This is a genomic window from Streptomyces goshikiensis (assembly GCF_014650555.1).
Classification (GTDB): domain Bacteria; phylum Actinomycetota; class Actinomycetes; order Streptomycetales; family Streptomycetaceae; genus Streptomyces; species Streptomyces goshikiensis.
In genome coordinates this window covers 285,334-304,385 of record NZ_BMVE01000005.1, presented here as the reverse complement: position 1 = coordinate 304,385, position 19,052 = coordinate 285,334, and the positions used below count along the sequence as shown (strand labels likewise).

The window sequence follows — 19,052 nt, the reverse complement described above, 5'->3', positions numbered from 1 at the left end:
GGCCGACGCCCTCGGCGCATGCACGGCCCACCCCAACGCACCCAACGGATACGACGTCGCCCCGGAGGCTCTCCGGGTGACGTCATCTCCGCATTCTTGACGGCGTCACGGGCCCGTGTCACTCAAGAGGCCGGATCGATCTCCCGCAGGAGCCCGGTGTGCACGTCGAAGACGAAGCCTCGCACATCGTCCGTGTGGGGGAGGAAGGGGTTGGTCCGCACGCGTTGCATGGACTGGCGAACGTCCTGGTCAACGTCGCGGAAGGCCTCCACGGCCCAGGCGGGGCGCTGGCCGACCTCGTCCTCCAGCTCGTGCCGGAAGTCCTCGGTCAGGCTTTCGAGACCGCAGCCGGTGTGGTGGATGAGTATCACCGCGCGGGTGCCGAGGGCGCGCTGGCTGATGGTGAGCGAGCGGATGGTGTCGTCGGTGACGACCCCGCCGGCGTTGCGGATGGTGTGGCAGTCGCCGAGTTCCAGGCCGAGGGCCTTGTGCAGGTCGAGGCGGGCGTCCATACAGGCCACGACGGCGACGTGGAGGACCGGCCGGGCGTCCATGCCCGGGTCGGCGAACCGCGCGGCGTACTGCCGGTTGGCCTCGACCAGCCGGTCCGTGACGGAACGGCCGCCGGATGCCGGGGGAGCGGGGTCGGCGGGCAGGGATGCGGAGGTCGTCATGGGTACGACGTTAGTGGTCACAGCTCGTCCGGGCATGGAGCGAAGGTCGACAAAGAAGGTCAACCGGCCTTGTTGTGAGCTACCCCACAGGAGTGAGGCGGATGCACCTGATCGGGTGATTCGCGGCATTCGCCGGTTCGCCGGGAGAGCGCCGCACGGCGCGCGGGTGCGGTTCGTTGACCGCGGCGACCGTTGCACTAAAGTGGCGCGAACCGGCCGGAGCCCGGCCCCACGGGCCTTCCGGCCCTTGGTAATCCTGGTAAAACTCCGCGTGCGCGGCGCGGCGTACGCCTGCCGCGCCGTTATCTGAGAGGGCGCTTTGACTAGCGAGTCCCGACATGTCCCGGTGATGCTCCAGCGGTGCCTGGACCTGTTGGCCCCGGCGCTGCAGAAGCCGGGGGCCGTCGTCGTCGACTGCACCCTCGGCCTCGGCGGCCACAGCGAGGCCCTGCTCACCCGGTTCCCCGAGGCCCACCTGATCGGCCTCGACCGCGACAAGGAGGCCCTGCGCCTCTCCGGCGAGCGGCTCGCGCCCTTCGGCGACCGGGTCACCCTGGTCCACGCGATCTACGCCGACCTCGCGGAGGTGCTCGACGGCCTGCGCATCCCCGCCGTCCAGGGCATCCTCTTCGACCTCGGCGTCTCCTCCATGCAGCTGGACGAGGCCGACCGCGGGTTCGCGTACGCGCAGGACGCGCCGCTGGACATGCGGATGGACCAGACGACCGGCATCAGCGCCGCCGAGGTCCTCAACACGTACGCCCCCGGCGAGCTGGTGCGGATCCTGCGCCAGTACGGCGAGGAGAAGCAGGCCAAGCGGATCGTGTCGGCGGTCGTGCGCGAGCGCGAGAAGGAGCCCTTCTCCAACAGCGCCCGGCTGGTCGAGCTGATCCGCGACGCGCTGCCGCAGGCGGCGAAGCGGACGGGCGGCAACCCGGCGAAGCGGACCTTCCAGGCGCTGCGGATCGAGGTCAACGGCGAGCTGTCGGGCCTGGAGCGGGCGATCCCGGCGGCCGTGGACCGGATCGCGGTGGGCGGGCGGATCGCGGTGCTGTCCTACCACTCGCTGGAGGACCGGCTCGTCAAGCAGGTCTTCGCGGCGGGCGCGACCTCGACGGCGCCGCCCGGGCTGCCGGTGGTCCCCGAGAAGTACCAGCCGAAGCTGAAGCTGCTGACGCGGGGCGCGGAACTGCCGACGGAGGAGGAGATCGCCGAGAACCGGCGGGCCGCCCCGGCCCGCTTCCGCGGCGTCGAACGCATCCGGGAGGCGCGGCTGTGACCAAGCGCGGAGGTCGGCCGGGGAAGGCGGCGGCGGCCGGGCAGGCCGCCCGGATGCCGTTCGTCCTGCTGGTGGTGGCGCTGCTGGGCGGCGGGCTGATCAGCCTGCTGCTGCTGAACTCCGCGCTGAACGAGGGCTCCTTCCAGCTGACGAAGCTGAAGCGGGAGACCACCGCGCTGACGGACGAGGAGCAGGCGCTGCAACGGGACGTGGACGGGTACTCAGCCCCGGACGCGTTGCAGCGCCGGGCCCACGAGCTGGGCCTGGTCCCCGGCGGCAGCCCGGTCTTCATCGGGCCGGACGGCAAGGTCGCCGGGTCCGCCGCGGCCGCGTCGGAACCCCCGCCGCCGTCCGCCCCGCCGTCCCCCGCACCCTCCGCCGCGTCGTCCGCGGCGGCGTCCACCGCGCCCTCCGCCGCGGCGGGCGCACAGGCCCCGGCGCAGGCCCCGCCGTCCGCGCCCGCGCCCGCCCCCAGCCAGACCCCTGGAAGGTGACGCCGTGACCCACCCCCGCGACGTGATCGCCGGACGCCCCCGGCGGTGCAGAGGGTCCGGGGGCGGCGCCCCCGGCAGCCGCGCCGCACGGCCGGCGGTGGCGGCGTGAGCGGCGGGGGGCCGGCGCGCAAGGTGCCCGGCCCGGCCGGGCGCCGGCCGCAGAAGCCGGCGGCGCCCCGCAGGCCCGCCCCCGCGCGCCGGCCGCACACGATCCGGCTCGGCAGCCCGAGGCCCCGGCTGCGGCTCGTCAGCCTCGGCCTGACCTTCGTCATGTTCGCCTTCGTGGTGCGCCTCCTCCAGGTCCAGGCCGTGGACGCGTCCGCGTACTCCGCCAAGGCCACGGAGAACCGCTTCGCCAGCCACACCCTCGCCGCCGAACGCGGGGAGATCACCGACCGCAAGGGCGTCGCCCTCGCCACCAGCGTCGACGCGTACGACATCACGGCCGACCCCAAGATGTTCACCCCGCAGGAGAGCAAGGCCCCCGACGCCCCCGAGCAGGCCGCGGCCCTCCTCGCACCGATCCTCGGCAAGGACGCCAAGGCGATCGCGGGGCTCCTGAAGACCAAGAACACCCGCTACGTCGTCCTCGCCCGCCGCCAGACCCCCCAGGTCTGGAACCAGATCAAGGACCTCCAGCGGGTCTTCGCCCAGAAGGCCACCGCGGACCGCAAGAACAACGGCCCCGGCGCCAACGTCCTCGCCGGCGTGTTCAAGGACGACAGCAGCAAGCGCGTGTACCCGGGCGGCGACCTGGCCGCCGGGATACTGGGTTACGTCAATGCCGACGGCAAGGGCGGCGGCGGCCTGGAGTCCGCCCTCGACAAGAAGCTGGCCGGCAAGGACGGCGAGCTCACCTACGCCCAGTCCGGCGGCCGCCGGGTCCCGACGGCCGGATCCAGCGAGAAGCCCGCCGTGCCCGGCGAGGACATCGAGCTGACCATCGACCGCGACATCCAGTGGGCGGCGCAGAGCGCCATCACCGAGCAGGTCGAGAAGTCCGGGGCCGACCGCGGCTACGTCATCGTCCAGGACACCCGCACCGGCGAGGTCCTCGCCATGGCCAACGCCCCCGGCTTCGACCCGGGCGACCTCTCCCGGGCCAGCTCCGCCGCCATGGGCAACGCCGCCCTCCAGGACGTGTACGAGCCCGGCTCCACCGCCAAGGTGATGTCGATGGCCGCCGTACTGGAGGAGAAGAAGGCCACCCCCGAGACCCACGTCGAGGTCCCCAACCGGCTGCACCGGGGCGACCGGCTGTTCAAGGACGACATCGACCACCCGACCTGGTACCTGACCCTCAACGGGGTCCTCGCCAAGTCCTCCAACATCGGCACCATCCTGGCCACCGGCCAGCTCGGCGCCACCCAGCCCGAGGCCAACCGGGTCCTGTACTCGTACCTGACCAAGTTCGGCATCGGGCAGCCCACCGGCCTCGGCTACCCCGGCGAGTCCCGCGGCATCCTGGCCAGGCCCGAGGCCTGGTCCACCTCCCAGCAGTACACGATCCCCTTCGGCCAGGGCCTGTCCCTCAACGCCATGCAGGCCGCCTCCGTGTACTCCACCATCGCCAACGCCGGGGTCCGGATCGAGCCGACCCTGGTCCGCGGCACCAAGGGCCCCGACGGCCGGTTCACCCCGGCCCCCGCGCCCGACAAGAACCGCGTGATCAGCGAGGCGACCGCCAAGACCCTCGCCGCGATGCTCGAATCCGTGGTCGACGACCAGGAGGGCACCGGCACCAAGGCGCGCATCCCCGGCTACCGGGTCGGCGGCAAGACCGGCACCTCCAACCGGGTGGATCCGGCCACCGGCCGCTACAAGGGGTACACCGCCTCCTTCGCCGGGTTCGCGCCCGCCGACAACCCCCGCGTCACCGTCTACTGCGCCATCCAGAACCCCACCAAGGGCAGCTACTTCGGCGGCCAGATCTGCGGCCCCATCTACAAGAAGGTCATGGAGTTCGCCCTCAAGACGCTTCAGGTCGCCCCCACCGGAACCGCCCCCGCCGGACTGCCCGTCACCTACGAACAGGGCTCGTAGCCCGCCCAGCTACCCGACCGCCCGGCAGCCCGCCGGAAAACCGTGAGGCACCATCAGTGACAACGATCACCCCGAAACCCGGGAACCGGACGGCCCAGGACGCCCCGGCCGGGCCCTCGCTTCGCAACGCGGCCGCCGCGCCCGGTACGCTCACCGCCGTGTCCCACGCTGATCAGCCCAGAACCACCCAGAAAGACGCCCCGGCGACGCCGCCGGGAGCGCCGCGTCCCGCGTCCGTACGGCCGGTCCCGCTGTCCGAGCTCGCGGCCCTGGCCGGCCTCGACGCCGCGGCCGGCCCGACCGGACCCCCGGTCACCGGCATCACGCACGACTCCCGTGCCGTACGCCCCGGCGACCTGTACGCGGCCCTTCCCGGTGCCAAGCTGCACGGCGCGGACTTCGCCGCCCAGGCGGCCGCCCTCGGCGCCGCCGCCGTGCTGACCGACCCGGCCGGCGCCGACCGCGCCGCCGCCACCGGGCTCCCGGTGCTGGCCGTCGCCGACCCGCGCGGCCGGATGGGCGAACTCGCCGCCGAGATCTACGGCCGGCCCGGCGAGGGCCTGCTCCAGCTCGGCATCACCGGCACCTCCGGCAAGACCACCACGGCGTACCTCGTCGAGGGCGGTCTGCGCGGCGCCGGCCGCAGCACCGGACTGGTCGGCACCGTCGAGATGCGCATCGGCGACGAGCGCATCAAGTCGGAGCGCACCACACCCGAGGCCACCGACCTCCAGGCCCTCTTCGCGGTCATGCGCGAACGCGGCGTCGAGGCCGTGGCCATGGAGGTGTCCAGCCACGCCCTCGTGCTCGGCCGGGTCGACGGCTGCGTCTTCGACGTCGCCGTCTTCAACAACCTGAGCCCGGAACACATGGAGTTCCACTCCGACATGGAGGACTACTTCCAGGCCAAGGCGCGGCTCTTCACCGAGCGCCGCGCCCGCCTCGGCGTGGTCAACTTCGACGACGAGTACGGCCGCCGGCTGGCCAAGGAGGCGTCGATCCCGGTCGTCACGTTCTCCGCCGCCGGCGACCCGGCCGCCGACTGGCGCGCCGAGGACGTGGTCTTCGGCCACATGGACTCCACCCTGACCCTGGTGGGCCCGGAAGGACAGCGCGTACGGGCCACCGCCCCGCTGCCCGGCCCGTTCAACGTCGCCAACACCGTCGCCGCGATCGTCACGCTCGCCGCCGCCGGCCTCGACCCGCAGACCGCCGCCGACGGCGTCGCCGCGGTCCCCGGGGTGCCCGGCCGGCTGGAGCGGGTGGACGCGGGGCAGCCCTACCTGGCCGTCGTCGACTACGCGCACAAGACGGACGCCGTCGAATCGGTCCTGCGGGCCCTGCGCGAGGTCACCACCGGCAAGCTGCACATCGTCCTCGGCTGCGGCGGCGACCGCGACACCACCAAGCGCGCCCCGATGGGCGCCGCCGCGGCCCGCTTCGCCGACACCGCCGTCCTGACCTCCGACAACCCGCGCTCCGAGGACCCCCTCACGATCCTCGGCGCGATGTTCGAAGGCGCCGTGTCCGTACCGCCCGCCGAGCGGGGCACCGTCCTCGTCGACGCCGACCGGGCGGCGGCCATCGCCGCGGCCGTCGCGCGCGCCGAGGCCGGCGACACCGTGCTCGTGGCCGGCAAGGGGCACGAGCAGGGCCAGGACACGGCAGGCGTCGTACGTCCCTTCGACGACCGCGCGGTGCTCCGCGCGGCCATCGAGAACCGGCAGCACCATGCCCGACAGGCCGAGGTGAACCAGTGATCGCCCTTTCCCTCGCCGAGATCGCCGACATCACCGGCGGGCGGCCCCACGACATACCGGATCCGTCGGTGCGGATCAGCGGGCCCGTGGTCATCGACTCCCGCAAGGTGGAGGCGGGCAGCCTGTTCGCCGCCTTCGCCGGTGAGCACGTCGACGGCCACGCGTACGCGGAGCGGGCGGTGGCGGCCGGAGCCGCGGCCGTTCTCGCGGCCCGGCCCGTCGGCGTACCCGCGATCGTCGTCCCGGACGTGGAGAAGGCGCTCGGCGCCCTCGCCCGGGCCGTCGTCGAACGCCTCGGCACCGACGTGGTGGCGCTGACCGGCTCGGCCGGGAAGACGTCCACCAAGGACCTCATCGCTCAGGTGCTGCAGAGCCACGCACCCACCGTGTGGACCCCCGGCTCCCTCAACAACGAGATCGGCCTGCCGCTCACCGCCCTCCAGGCCACCGCGGAAACCCGCCACCTGGTCCTGGAGATGGGCGCCCGCGGCATCGGCCACATCGCCTACCTCACCGGCCTGACCCCGCCCCGCATCGGGCTCGTCCTCAACGTCGGCACCGCCCACATCGGCGAGTTCGGCGGCCGCGAGCAGATCGCCCAGGCCAAGGGGGAACTGGTCGAGGCCCTCCCCGCCGAGGCCGACGGCGGAGTCGCCGTGCTCAACGCCGACGACCTCCTCGTGCGCGCCATGTCCGCCCGTACGAAGGCCCGTACCGTGCTGTTCGGCGAGGCCGAGGACGCCGACGTACGCGCCACCGAGGTGCGGATGACGCCGGGGGGACGGCCCGCCTTCACACTCCACACACCGACCGGGTGCAGTGATGTGACCTTGCGGCTGTACGGTGAGCACCACGTGTCGAACGCGCTCGCCGCGGCCGCCGTCGCCCATGTCCTGGGCATGTCCGCCATGGAGATCGCCACCGCGCTCTCCGGGGCGGGAACGCTCTCCCGGTGGCGGATGGAGGTCACCGAGCGCGCGGACGGCGTGACGATCGTCAACGACGCCTACAACGCGAATCCCGAGTCCATGCGGGCCGCCCTGCGCGCTCTCGTCGCGATGGGCGGCGCCGCCAGGGCCACCGGGGGACGTACGTGGGCGGTGCTGGGCCCCATGGCCGAGCTCGGTGACGCGTCGCTGGCGGAGCACGACGCGGTGGGACGGCTTGCCGTCCGGCTCAACGTGAGCAAGCTCGTCGCAGTCGGGGGCAGGGAAGCGTCCTGGCTGCAACTGGGCGCATATAACGAGGGTTCGTGGGGTGAGGAGTCGGTGCTCGTGTCCGACGCGCAGGCGGCGGTCGACCTGTTGCGCAGTGAACTGCGCCCGGGGGACGTCGTGCTGGTGAAGGCTTCCAGGTCGATCGGCCTGGAGCGGGTCGCGCTGGCGCTCCTTGAGCGCGAGGGCGAGGTCGCCGACCGATGAGGCAGATTCTGGTCGCCGGTGTCATCGGCATGTTCCTGACGGTCATCGGCACACCGCTGCTGATCAAGCTGCTCGCCCGCAAGGGCTACGGCCAGTTCATCCGCGACGACGGCCCCCGCGGCCACGCGGGCAAGAAGGGCACGCCCACCATGGGCGGCATCTCCTTCATCCTGGCGACGCTCATCGCGTACGCCCTGACGAAGGTGATCACCTCCAGCGAGCCGACCTTCTCGGGTCTGCTGGTGCTGTTCCTCATGGCGGGCATGGGCCTGGTCGGCTTCCTCGACGACTACATCAAGATCGTCAAGCAGCGTTCGCTGGGTCTGCGGGCGAAGGCCAAGATGGCCGGCCAGCTGATCGTCGGCATCGCCTTCGCGGTGCTCGCGCTCCAGTTCTCGGACTCGCGCGAACTGACCCCGGCCTCCACCCGGCTCTCGTTCGTCACGGACTTCGGCTGGTCGATCGGACCGGTGCTGTTCGTCGTCTGGGCGCTGTTCATGATCCTGGCGATGTCCAACGGCGTGAACCTGACCGACGGCCTCGACGGTCTCGCGACCGGCGCCGCGGTGATGGTGTTCGGCGCCTACACGTTCATCGGCGTCTGGCAGCACCAGGAGTCCTGCGCCAACGCGATCACGCTGACGAACCCCAACGCCTGCTTCGAGGTGCGCGACCCGCTGGACCTCGCGGTCGTCGCCTCCGCCCTGATGGGTGCCTGCTTCGGCTTCCTGTGGTGGAACACCTCGCCGGCCAAGATCTTCATGGGTGACACCGGTTCGCTCGCGCTCGGCGGCGCGCTCGCCGGCCTCGCGATCTGCTCCCGCACGGAGTTCCTGATCGCCCTCCTCGGCGGCCTCTTCGTCCTCATCACCATGTCGGTGGTCATCCAGGTCGGCTCCTTCAAGCTGACCGGGAAGCGCGTCTTCCGGATGGCCCCGCTGCAACACCACTTCGAACTCAAGGGGTGGTCCGAAGTCCTTGTGGTGGTCCGCTTCTGGATCATCCAGGGCATGTGCGTGATCGTGGGTCTCGGTCTCTTCTACGCGGGATGGGCAGCCGACAAGTGACCTCCTGGCACGGCAAGAACATCACCGTCGCCGGCCTCGGCGTGAGCGGCATCAGTGCCGCCCGCGCCCTGGCCGGCCTCGGCGCCGTCGTGACCGTCGTCGACAACGGCGACGGCGATGCGCACCGCGCGCGGGCCGCCGAGCTCGCCGAGCAGGGCATCGAGGTCCGCCTCGGCCGGCTGGCCGACGGCGCGCACGCGGGTGAGGTCCTGCCCGAGGGCACCGAACTGGTCGTCACCTCGCCGGGCTGGAAGCCCGACAGCCCGCTGTTCGCGGCCGCCGCCGAGGCGGGCGTGGACGTCGTGGGCGACGTCGAGATCGCCTGGCAGCTGCGCGGGTCCACGCCGGGCAGGAAGGCCGCCCCCTGGCTCGCGATCACCGGTACGAACGGCAAGACCACCACCACCCAGATGCTCGCCTCGATCCTCAAGGCCGCCGGCCTGCGGACCGCGGCCGTCGGGAACATCGGCACCCCGATCGTCGACGTGGTGACCGGCGAGGAGGAGTACGACGTCCTCGCCGTCGAACTCTCCAGCTACCAGCTGCACTGGGCGCCCTCGCTGCGCGCCCACTCGGCGGCCGTGCTGAACCTGGCCCCGGACCACCTCGACTGGCACGGCTCGATGGAGGCGTACGCCGCCGACAAGGGCCGGATCTACGAGGGCAACACCGTGGCCTGCGTCTACAACGTCGCCGACCGGGCCACCGAGGACCTGGTGGCCGAGGCGGACGTCGAGGAGGGCTGCCGGGCGATCGGCTTCACCCTCGGCGCGCCCGGACCCTCCATGCTCGGCGTGGTCGACGGCATCCTCGTGGACCGCGCCTTCGTCGAGAACCGGCAGAAGAACGCCCAGGAGCTCGCCGAGGTCAAGGACGTCAACCCGCCGGCCCCGCACAACATCGCCAACGCCCTCGCGGCGGCGGCGCTGGCCCGCGCCTTCGGCGTGGAGCCCCGCGCGGTCCGCGACGGCCTGCGGAACTTCCGTCCGGACGCGCACCGCGTGGCGCACGTGGACGAGGTCGGGGGCGTCGTCTACGTCGACGACTCCAAGGCCACCAACACGCACGCCGCGGAGGCCTCCCTGGCGGCCTTCGAGACGGTCGTGTGGATCGCCGGGGGCCTCGCCAAGGGCGCGACCTTCGACGAGCTCGTGCGGAAGTCCGCCAAGGGCCTGCGCGGCGTGGTGCTGATCGGCGCCGACCGGGCGCTGATCGCCGAGGCGCTGGCGCGACACGCCCCCGAGGTCCCTGTGATCGACCTCGAACGGACCGACACTGGGGCGATGCTCGCGGCGGTCCGGGAAGCGGCCCGGCTCGCCGAGCCCGGCGACACGGTCCTGCTGGCACCCGCCTGCGCCTCGATGGACATGTTCGCGAACTACAACAAGCGTGGGGACGCGTTCGCCGACGCGGTGCGCGAACTGGCCGCCGGGAAGGCCTAGGTCCAGGCCGGGCTCCCTCCGGCCGGACGGCCGGCCGCTCGCCTCGCACGAGTGGAGGGGATGATCACAGATGCCGGCCAGACAAGTGCTGCCGGGGCGGCGCCCGCCTGCCGTGAAGGCACAGGGCCGTGGGCGCCCCGCGGCGACCGCGAAGCGGCCCGCCCGGCGCGGGCCGCTGACCCGGCTCCGGCGTACCCAGCTGCGGTTGCGCAAGGCCTGGGACCGGCCCCTGACCGCGTATTACCTGATTTTCGGCAGCTCGTTGCTCATCACCGTGCTCGGTCTGGTGATGGTCTACTCGGCCTCCATGATCAAGGCGCTCCAGCTCGGCCTGGGCGACGCGTACTTCTTCAAGAAGCAGTTCCTGGCCGCCCTGATCGGCGGCGGGCTGCTCTTCGCGGCCTCCCGGATGCCCGTGAAGCTGCACCGGGCGCTGTCCTACCCGGTGCTCGCCGGCACCCTGTTCCTGATGGTCCTGGTCCAGGTCCCCGGGATAGGGGTCGCGATCAACGGCAACCAGAACTGGATCTCCCTCGGCGGCCCGTTCATGCTGCAGCCCAGCGAGTTCGGCAAACTGGCCCTGATCCTGTGGGGCGCCGACCTGCTGGCCCGCAAGGGCGACAAGGGCCTGCTGAGCCAGTGGAAGCACCTCCTGGTGCCGCTGGTGCCGGTGGCGTTCCTGCTGCTGGGGCTGATCATGCTCGGCGGGGACATGGGCACCGCGATGATCCTCGGAGCCATCCTGTTCGGCCTGCTGTGGCTGGCCGGCGCCCCGACGCGGATGTTCGTGGCAGTGTTGGCGTTCGCGGGTGTGATCGTCGCACTGCTCATCAAGACCAGCCCGCACCGCATGGACCGGCTGGCCTGCCTGGGGGCCACCGAGCCGGGCAAGAACGACCTCTGCTGGCAGGCCGTGCACGGAATCTACGCCCTCGCATCCGGCGGATGGTTTGGTTCCGGGCTGGGTGCGAGTGTGGAAAAATGGGGCCAACTGCCAGAAGCCCACACCGACTTCATCTTCGCCATCACAGGGGAGGAACTGGGCCTGGCGGGGACGCTGTCGGTGCTCGCCCTGTTCGCGGCTCTAGGCTATGCGGGTATCCGCGTGGCCGGACGCACGGAGGACTCCTTCGTACGGTATGCCGCGGGAGGCGTGACCACCTGGATCACGGCGCAGGCCGTGATCAACATTGGTGCGGTGCTCGGTCTGCTGCCGATCGCCGGGGTCCCGCTCCCGCTGTTCTCCTACGGAGGGTCGGCCCTGCTGCCGACCATGTTCGCCGTCGGACTGCTCATCGCCTTCGCGCGTGAGGAGCCGGCGGCGCGAGCGGCGCTCGCGATGCGACAGCCGAAATCCGGCTGGAAGCGGACCGGGCCGATATGGAAGTCGATGAGACGGCGCGTCAAGAAGCGTCCGTCCGGAGAGCGGTGAATTTCGGTGCATGTCGTACTCGCCGGTGGGGGGACCGCCGGCCACATCGAGCCGGCGCTCGCCCTCGCGGACGCCCTGCGCAGGCAGGACCCTTCCGTGGGCATCACCGCCCTCGGCACGGAACGCGGGCTCGAAACCCGTCTGGTACCGGAGCGCGGCTACGAGCTGGGACTGATCCCCGCCGTACCGCTGCCCCGTAAGCCAACCCCCGAGCTGATCACCGTCCCCGGACGGCTGCGCGGCACGATCAAGGCGGCCGAGGAGATCCTCACGCGCACCAAGGCCGACTGCGTCGTCGGCTTCGGCGGCTACGTGGCGCTGCCCGGCTACCTGGCCGCCAAGCGGCTCGGGGTGCCGATCATCGTCCACGAGGCCAACGCGCGGCCCGGGCTGGCCAACAAGATCGGCTCCCGGTACGCGCACGCCGTCGCGGTCTCCACCCCCGACAGCAAGCTGCGCGGCGCCCGCTACGTGGGCATCCCGCTGCGGCGGTCGATCTCCACCCTCGACCGGGCCGCCGTCCGCCCCGAGGCGCGCGCCGCCTTCGGCCTGGACCCCAACCTGCCGACGCTGCTGGTCTCCGGCGGCTCGCAGGGCGCCCGGCGCCTGAACGAGGTCATCCAGCAGGTCGCTCCGACCCTCCAGCGCTCCGGGATCCAGATCCTGCACGCCGTCGGGCCGAAGAACGAACTGCCGCGTGTCGACAACATGCCCGGGATGCCGCCTTATGTGCCGGTACCGTACGTGGACCGGATGGACCTCGCGTACGCCGCCGCGGACATGATGCTGTGCCGCGCGGGCGCGATGACCGTCGCCGAACTCTCCGCCGTCGGGCTGCCCGCCGCCTACGTACCGTTGCCGATCGGCAACGGCGAACAGCGGCTCAACGCCCAGCCGGTGGTCAAGGCCGGCGGCGGCCTGCTCGTGGACGACGCGGAACTGACGCCCGACTGGGTGCTCGGCCAGGTCCTCCCGGTGCTCGCCGACCCGCACCGCCTGTACGAGATGTCCCGCGCCGCCGCCGAGTTCGGCCGCCGGGACGCCGACGACCTGCTCGTCGGCCTGGTGTACGAGGCGATCGCGGCCAACAGAGCCCGCTGAGTCGGGACAGCACAGCCCAGGAGGCACAGCAGTGGCCGGAGCGACGACAGCGCAGCGGGGCGGACCCGGGGCGGCCCGCAAGGGCTCCGGCTCCGCCAAGCCCCCGAAGTCGTCGAAGGGCTCCGGCCCGCGGGGCCCCGGCGTACGCCTGCGCCGGGGCCCCGCGCTGGCCCTGCTCGCCGTCGCCGTGCTGCTGCTCGGCGCCGGCGTCACCTGGGTGCTCTACGGGTCCTCCTGGCTCCGCGTGGAGAAGGTCAGCGCCGACGGAACCGAGGTGCTCACCTCCGAGCAGGTGGTGGCCGCCGCGGCCGTACCGCTCGGGGCCCCGCTGGTGAGCGTCGACACCGACGAGATCGCCGCCCGGCTGCGCGGCAGGCTGCCCCGCATCGATTCGGTCGATGTGGTGCGGGCCTGGCCGCACGGGATCGGGCTGAAGGTGACGGAGCGCAAACCCGTCCTTCTGGTCAAGAAGGGCGCCGAGTTCGTCGAAGTGGACGCGAGCGGTGTGCGATTCGACACGGTCGCGAAAGCACCCGGGGGCGTTCCGGTCCTCGAACTGGACGCCGAGCGGTCCCCCAGCGGCCGCCGTTTCGACGAGGACCGGCTGCTGCACGAGGCGGTGCGCATCGCCGGCGGCCTCCCGGCGCCGGTCGCGAAGGAAACCCTGCAGGTCAAGGTGCGGTCGTACGATTCGGTGGTACTGGAGCTCAGCAAGGGCCGGACGGTGGTGTGGGGCAGCGGCGAACTGGGCGAGGCAAAAGGCCGAGCGCTGACCGCCCTGCTGAAAGCCGCGCCCAAGGCTGACCACTTTGACGTGAGCGTCCCCACCGCCCCGTCGGTGTCCGGGAGTTGACGCCGGATCCAACACCGAAGCACCCTGGTTGGCCAGCGATACGGGTGATCACATAGGGTGAAAAGAAAAACGGGAGGTTCGGCGTGTTCGTTGAACACGCGCTACTTGTCGACTTAGTGTCCTGTTCGGAGAGTCCAAGGAACAGACACACACTTAACCCTAAACTTCAGGGTTAGGGTTCGGGTCGGCGCGTTCGGACCGTCCCTATTTCGGCATCAGTCGTCGCAACGCAGGCCCGCGAGGCGGCGACACGTAACTCGAGGCGAGAGGCCTTCGACGTGGCAGCACCGCAGAACTACCTCGCAGTCATCAAGGTCATCGGTGTCGGCGGCGGTGGTGTCAATGCCATCAACCGAATGATCGAGGTCGGTCTCAAGGGCGTCGAGTTCATCGCCATCAACACGGACGCCCAGGCGCTGTTGATGAGCGACGCCGACGTCAAGCTCGACGTCGGCCGCGAACTCACCCGGGGCCTCGGCGCCGGAGCCAACCCGGCCGTCGGTCGCAAGGCGGCAGAGGACCACCGCGAGGAGATCGAGGAGGTCCTCAAGGGGGCCGACATGGTCTTCGTCACCGCCGGTGAGGGCGGCGGCACCGGCACGGGCGGCGCACCTGTCGTCGCCAACATCGCGCGCTCGCTGGGCGCCCTGACGATCGGTGTGGTCACCCGGCCGTTCACCTTCGAGGGCCGGCGTCGCGCGAACCAGGCGGAGGACGGCATCGCCGAGCTCCGCGAAGAGGTCGACACCCTCATCGTCATCCCCAACGACCGGCTGCTGTCCATCTCGGACCGCCAGGTCAGCGTGCTCGACGCCTTCAAGTCGGCCGACCAGGTCCTGCTCTCGGGCGTCCAGGGGATCACCGACCTGATCACCACCCCGGGTCTGATCAACCTCGACTTCGCCGACGTCAAGTCCGTGATGTCCGAGGCCGGCTCGGCCCTCATGGGCATCGGCTCGGCCCGCGGCGACGACCGCGCGGTGGCCGCCGCCGAGATGGCGATCTCCTCGCCGCTGCTGGAGGCGTCCATCGACGGCGCCCGTGGCGTGCTGCTCTCCATCTCCGGTGGCTCGGACCTCGGTCTCTTCGAGATCAACGAGGCCGCGCAGCTGGTGAGCGAGGCCGCGCACCCCGAGGCGAACATCATCTTCGGCGCCGTCATCGACGACGCGCTCGGCGACGAGGTGCGGGTCACCGTCATCGCGGCCGGGTTCGACGGCGGACAGCCCCCGGCCCGCCGGGACAACGTCATCGGCGCCGCGTCCACCAAGCGCGAGGAGCCGGCCCCGGCGCCGGCCCGCGCGCCCGAGCCGGTCCGCCCGGCCTTCGGCGGACTCGGTTCGGTCACCCCGCGCGAGGACATCCAGATCCCGGTCGAGCAGGCTCCGGCCGAGGCCGCGATCCCGGCGCCCCCGCAGGTTCCGACGGCCCGTCCGTACCAGGACAGCCCGGCCGAAGAGCTGGATGTACCGGACTTCTTGAAGTGAGACCGGGGCAGCACAGCGAGAACGGCGCCCACTTCGCCTTCACCGACCGGTGGGGCGGGGTGAGCGCCGTTCCGTACGAGGAGCTCAATCTCGGCGGCGCGGTCGGAGACGACCCGGCCGCCGTTCTCGCGAACCGGGCGGCCGCGGCCGCCGGCCTGGGCATCGACGCGGACCGGGTGGTCTGGATGAACCAGGTGCACGGGCGGGACGTCGCGGTGGTGGACGGCCCCTGGGAAGCGGGCCGCCAGGTCCCCTCCGTGGACGCGGTGGTGACCACCCGTCGTGGACTCGCCCTCGCGGTGCTCACCGCGGACTGCACCCCGGTCCTGCTGGCCGACCCCGTCGCCGGGGTCGCGGGCGCGGCCCACGCGGGGCGGCCCGGGCTGGTCGCCGGGGTGGTTCCCGCGGTGGTCGAGGCGATGGCGGGCCTCGGGGCGGAGCCCGGGCGGATCGTCGCCCGCACCGGACCGGCCGTCTGCGGCCGCTGCTACGAGGTGCCCGCCGGGATGCGGGACGAGGTGGCGGGGGTGGTTCCGGCCGCGTACTCCGAAACCAGCTGGGGGACGCCGGCCGTCGACGTGGTCGCCGGGGTGCACGCCCAGCTCGCGGAGGCGGGGGTGACGAACGCGCACCGCTCCCCGGTCTGCACACTGGAGTCGCGGGACCACTTCTCGTACCGCCGTGACCGGGTGACCGGGCGGCTTGCCGGATATGTCTGGTTGGACTAGGGAATGACGGATCGTAAGTCGGAACTCGCGGAGAACCTGGCGCGGGTGGAGGAACGCATCTCCTCGGCCTGCGCGGCCGCGGGGCGCGCGCGGGACGAGGTGACCCTGATCGTGGTCACCAAGACCTACCCCGCGAGTGACGTACGACTGCTGGCGGAGCTGGGTGTCCGTCATGTTGCGGAAAATCGTGACCAGGACGCCGCCCCCAAGGCCGCGGCCTGCGCGGATCTGCCACTCGGCTGGCACTTCGTGGGCCAGTTGCAGACGAACAAAGTCCGTTCCGTGGCGGGATACGCGCATGTGGTGCAGTCGGTCGACCGGCCGAAGCTGGTCACCTCGCTCTCGGCGGCGGCGACGGGCGCCGGGCGCGAACTCGGCTGCCTCGTCCAGATCGCCCTGGACGCCGAGTCGGGCGGGCGCGGAACCCGCGGCGGCGCGGCGCCGGAGCAGCTCGCGGAGTTGGCGGACCTCGTGGCCGCGGCTCCCGGACTGCGGATCGACGGCGTGATGACCGTCGCCCCGCTGGCCGGTCCGTACGCGGGCCGCGAACAGGCCGCTTTCGAGCGGCTGGTGGAATTGTCATCCAGCCTGCGCGCGGACCATCCGGCTGCCACGATGGTGTCGGCCGGGATGAGCGCAGACCTGGAACAGGCCGTTGCGGCCGGTGCGACACATGTACGCGTCGGCACTGCGGTACTCGGCGCGAGACCCCGGCTCGGGTAACGTCGCGAAGAAAGTCGGACCACAGCAGAAAATATGGTCATTCCCGCCGATGAGCGGGCAGACCACGTGGATCGCGGGCAGTTGGTGACTTTGGTGACACAGCGGCACACCTGCGGCAGGGCGATCCACCACAGAGCGGAGGACTCGGAGAATGGCCGGCGCGATGCGCAAGATGGCGGTCTACCTCGGCCTCGTGGAGGACGACCGGTACGACAACCCGGGGTACGACCCCGACGACGAGTTCGAGCCCGAGCCGGAACCGGAGCGGGATCGCCGGCGACAGCAGCCCGTGCACCAATCGCCCGTACCGGACGAACCGGTACGAGTCCCCCAGCCCCCAGCGCAACGGGAACCCACCCCGATGCCGGTGGAAAACGGACGTCCGGCGCGAATCGCCCCCGTGGCATCCATCACACCTGACCGCACGAACCTGGAGAAGAACGCCCCCGTGATCATGCCCAAGGTCGTCTCCGAGCGGGAGCCGTACCGCATCACGACGCTGCACCCGCGGACCTACAACGAGGCCCGTACCATCGGGGAACACTTCCGTGAGGGCACTCCGGTGATCATGAACCTCACGGAGATGGACGACACGGATGCGAAGCGTCTCGTCGACTTCGCGGCCGGTCTCGTGTTCGGTCTGCACGGCAGCATTGAACGAGTGACACAGAAGGTGTTCCTGCTGTCGCCTGCTAACGTCGATGTCACGGCGGAGGACAAGGCCCGCATCGCGGAGGGCGGGTTCTTCAACCAAAGCTAGACCGATCCGTCAGATACGGGGCCGGGACAGAACGAGGGTCAGGGGAGAGGGAAGCGCGGGATGGGTGTCGCACTACAGGTCGTCTACATCGCGCTGATGTGCTTCCTTATCGTGCTGATCTTCCGACTGGTCATGGACTACGTGTTCCAGTTCGCACGTTCATGGACACCCGGCAAGGCGATGGTGGTCGTTCTGGAGGCCACCTACACTCTTACCGATCCACCGCTCAAGCTTCTCCGGCGGTTCATCCCGCCGTTGCGTCTCGGGGGCGTGGCACTCGACCTGTCCTTCTTCGTTCTGATGATCATCGTTTACATCCTCATCAGTTTCGTGAGCACCGCTGCGAGAAGCGTGTGAACGATGTGCTTCCCCGCGGGCGCGGGGACAGTCCCGATACGGTCTTGCCGACTGCCGACGACTACGTAGAGGTGAAGAAGACATGCCGCTGACTCCCGAGGACGTGCGGAACAAGCAGTTCACGACCGTCCGCCTTCGAGAAGGCTATGACGAGGACGAGGTCGATGCCTTCCTCGACGAGGTCGAGTCCGAACTGACGCGCCTGCTGCGCGAGAACGAGGACTTGCGCGCCAAGCTGGCAGCCGCCACGCGCGCGGCCGCGCAGAACCAGCAGCAGCAGCAGGGCATGCGCAAGCCCGAGCCCCAGGACCAGCGTGGGCCCGGCGCCCCGGTGCCCGCCGCCATATCCGGCCCGCCGCAGCAGCAGCAGCCGCAGATGGGCCCGCCCCAGCTGCCCGGCGGCCAGCCGCAGCTTCCCCCCGGCCCCGGCGGACACGGACCGCAGGGTCCGGGCCCGATGGGTGGCCCCATGCAGCAGCACACCATGGGCGGCCAGCCCGGTATGCAGCAGGGCATGCAGCAGCAGCAGGGCATGCAGCAGCAGTCCATGGGTGGCCAGAACCAGCTCGGCCAGCCGATGGGCCAGCAGATGCAGCCGATGGGGCAGCAGATGCAGCCCATGGGCCAGCAGATGCAGCAGCAGCAGATGCAGCAGCCGCAGCTCCCGCAGCAGGGCCCCGGTGGCGACAGCGCCGCCCGTGTCCTCTCGCTCGCGCAGCAGACCGCCGACCAGGCGATCGCGGAGGCCCGTTCCGAGGCCAACAAGATCGTCGGCGAGGCGCGCAGCCGTGCCGAGGGCCTGGAGCGGGACGCCCGCGCCAAGGCCGACGCGCTGGAGCGGGACGCGCAGGAGAAGCACCGCGTCGCGATGGGCTCCCTGGAGTCCGCCCGCGCCACGCTGGAGCGCAAGGTCGAGGACCTGCGGGGCTTCGAGCGCGAGTACCGTACGCGTCTGAAGTCCTACCTGGAGTCGCAGCTGCGCCAGCTGGAGACCCAGGCCGACGACTCGCTGGCTCCGCCGCGGAACCCGGCCGGCCCGGCGCTCCCGCCGTCGCCGACCCCGTCGATGGCTCCGGCCGGTGCGATGGGGCACTCCATGGGCGCTCCGTCGCCGATGGGTGGACCCTCCCCGATGGGTGGCCCGTCGCCGATGGGCGCCGGTCCCTCCTACGGTGGCCAGCAGCAGATGTCCCCGGCGATGACCCAGCCGATGGCTCCGGTCCGGCCGGCCGCGCCGCAGCCGATGCAGGCTCCGTCGCCGATGCGGGGCTTCCTGATCGACGAGGACGACAACTAAGCGCCGTACGCCTGTCGGCGGCAGCAGCAGTTCGGGCCGGGCCCGGTTCCCCTTCGGGGGTGCCGGGCCCGGCCCGTTCCCGTACCCGGCCCCGGCTTCGGGAAGGGGCGGGGCGGGGCGGGGAGCGGAAACAG

The 19,052-nt window shown here is 71.5% G+C and carries 17 protein-coding genes; 16 read left to right on the top strand and 1 reads right to left on the bottom strand.

Annotated elements, in window-relative coordinates:
* Nucleotides 1-122: 122 nt before the first annotated feature.
* A complete protein-coding gene (locus IE248_RS17640; protein ID WP_073798962.1) occupies nucleotides 123-710 on the bottom strand; it encodes a beta-class carbonic anhydrase in 588 nt (195 codons plus the stop codon).
* A gap of 313 nt (nucleotides 711-1,023) precedes the next feature.
* Here IE248_RS17640 and rsmH point away from each other — a divergent pair, with 313 nt between their 5' ends.
* The 16 genes from rsmH to IE248_RS17560 all read left to right on the top strand — a co-directional run bounded on the left by rsmH (nucleotide 1,024) and on the right by IE248_RS17560 (nucleotide 18,918).
* Complete coding sequence (rsmH, locus tag IE248_RS17635) at nucleotides 1,024-1,953, top strand: 16S rRNA (cytosine(1402)-N(4))-methyltransferase RsmH (RefSeq protein WP_229895370.1); 930 nt, start codon at nucleotides 1,024-1,026, stop codon at nucleotides 1,951-1,953.
* On the top strand, nucleotides 1,950-2,447 hold the full coding sequence (gene ftsL, locus IE248_RS17630; protein ID WP_190031122.1) for a cell division protein FtsL: 498 nt from the start codon (nucleotides 1,950-1,952) through the stop codon (nucleotides 2,445-2,447). Before rsmH ends, ftsL begins: the two co-directional genes overlap by 4 nt.
* Before the next feature lie 105 nt (nucleotides 2,448-2,552).
* Nucleotides 2,553-4,490 (top strand): peptidoglycan D,D-transpeptidase FtsI family protein, encoded by a 1,938-nt coding sequence (locus IE248_RS17625; RefSeq protein WP_229895369.1) that lies wholly within the window; start codon nucleotides 2,553-2,555, stop codon nucleotides 4,488-4,490.
* Between the two features lie 56 nt (nucleotides 4,491-4,546).
* Nucleotides 4,547-6,250, top strand: coding sequence for a UDP-N-acetylmuramoyl-L-alanyl-D-glutamate--2,6-diaminopimelate ligase (locus tag IE248_RS17620; protein ID WP_008738705.1), 1,704 nt, complete (start codon nucleotides 4,547-4,549; stop codon nucleotides 6,248-6,250).
* Nucleotides 6,247-7,671 (top strand): UDP-N-acetylmuramoyl-tripeptide--D-alanyl-D-alanine ligase, encoded by a 1,425-nt coding sequence (locus IE248_RS17615; protein ID WP_008738703.1) that lies wholly within the window; start codon nucleotides 6,247-6,249, stop codon nucleotides 7,669-7,671. Before IE248_RS17620 ends, IE248_RS17615 begins: the two co-directional genes overlap by 4 nt.
* A complete protein-coding gene (gene mraY, locus IE248_RS17610; RefSeq protein WP_008738701.1) occupies nucleotides 7,668-8,738 on the top strand; it encodes a phospho-N-acetylmuramoyl-pentapeptide-transferase in 1,071 nt (356 codons plus the stop codon). The genes IE248_RS17615 and mraY overlap by 4 nt, the downstream gene beginning before the upstream one ends.
* Nucleotides 8,720-10,180: a UDP-N-acetylmuramoyl-L-alanine--D-glutamate ligase gene (gene murD / locus IE248_RS17605; protein ID WP_190031120.1), complete on the top strand. Its 1,461-nt coding sequence runs from the start codon at nucleotides 8,720-8,722 to the stop codon at nucleotides 10,178-10,180. Before mraY ends, murD begins: the two co-directional genes overlap by 19 nt.
* 70 nt (nucleotides 10,181-10,250) lie before the next feature.
* Complete coding sequence (gene ftsW / locus IE248_RS17600; RefSeq protein WP_008738697.1) at nucleotides 10,251-11,612, top strand: putative lipid II flippase FtsW; 1,362 nt, start codon at nucleotides 10,251-10,253, stop codon at nucleotides 11,610-11,612.
* A 6-nt stretch (nucleotides 11,613-11,618) separates the two neighbouring features.
* On the top strand, nucleotides 11,619-12,713 hold the full coding sequence (gene murG, locus IE248_RS17595) for an undecaprenyldiphospho-muramoylpentapeptide beta-N-acetylglucosaminyltransferase (protein WP_008738695.1): 1,095 nt from the start codon (nucleotides 11,619-11,621) through the stop codon (nucleotides 12,711-12,713).
* Between the two features lie 31 nt (nucleotides 12,714-12,744).
* Nucleotides 12,745-13,566, top strand: a complete 822-nt coding sequence (locus IE248_RS17590; protein WP_100583254.1) for a cell division protein FtsQ/DivIB — start codon at nucleotides 12,745-12,747, stop codon at nucleotides 13,564-13,566.
* 278 nt (nucleotides 13,567-13,844) lie between these two features.
* Nucleotides 13,845-15,053 carry a cell division protein FtsZ gene (ftsZ, locus tag IE248_RS17585; protein ID WP_008738692.1) on the top strand — a complete coding sequence of 403 codons (1,209 nt, stop codon included), beginning with the start codon at nucleotides 13,845-13,847 and terminating at the stop codon, nucleotides 15,051-15,053.
* Nucleotides 15,050-15,781: a peptidoglycan editing factor PgeF gene (gene pgeF / locus IE248_RS17580; RefSeq protein WP_100583255.1), complete on the top strand. Its 732-nt coding sequence runs from the start codon at nucleotides 15,050-15,052 to the stop codon at nucleotides 15,779-15,781. The genes ftsZ and pgeF overlap by 4 nt, the downstream gene beginning before the upstream one ends.
* Nucleotides 15,782-15,784: 3 nt before the next feature.
* A complete protein-coding gene (locus IE248_RS17575) occupies nucleotides 15,785-16,504 on the top strand; it encodes a YggS family pyridoxal phosphate-dependent enzyme (protein ID WP_008738688.1) in 720 nt (239 codons plus the stop codon).
* A 151-nt stretch (nucleotides 16,505-16,655) separates the two neighbouring features.
* The gene (locus tag IE248_RS17570) at nucleotides 16,656-17,264 is read left to right on the top strand and encodes a cell division protein SepF (RefSeq protein ID WP_008738685.1); all 609 of its coding nucleotides are present in this window, start codon (nucleotides 16,656-16,658) and stop codon (nucleotides 17,262-17,264) included.
* Nucleotides 17,265-17,324: 60 nt separating this feature from the next.
* The gene (locus IE248_RS17565; protein ID WP_073774433.1) at nucleotides 17,325-17,621 is read left to right on the top strand and encodes a YggT family protein; all 297 of its coding nucleotides are present in this window, start codon (nucleotides 17,325-17,327) and stop codon (nucleotides 17,619-17,621) included.
* A gap of 82 nt (nucleotides 17,622-17,703) precedes the next feature.
* Complete coding sequence (locus IE248_RS17560) at nucleotides 17,704-18,918, top strand: DivIVA domain-containing protein (protein WP_100583256.1); 1,215 nt, start codon at nucleotides 17,704-17,706, stop codon at nucleotides 18,916-18,918.
* The last annotated feature ends 134 nt before the right edge of the window (nucleotides 18,919-19,052 follow it).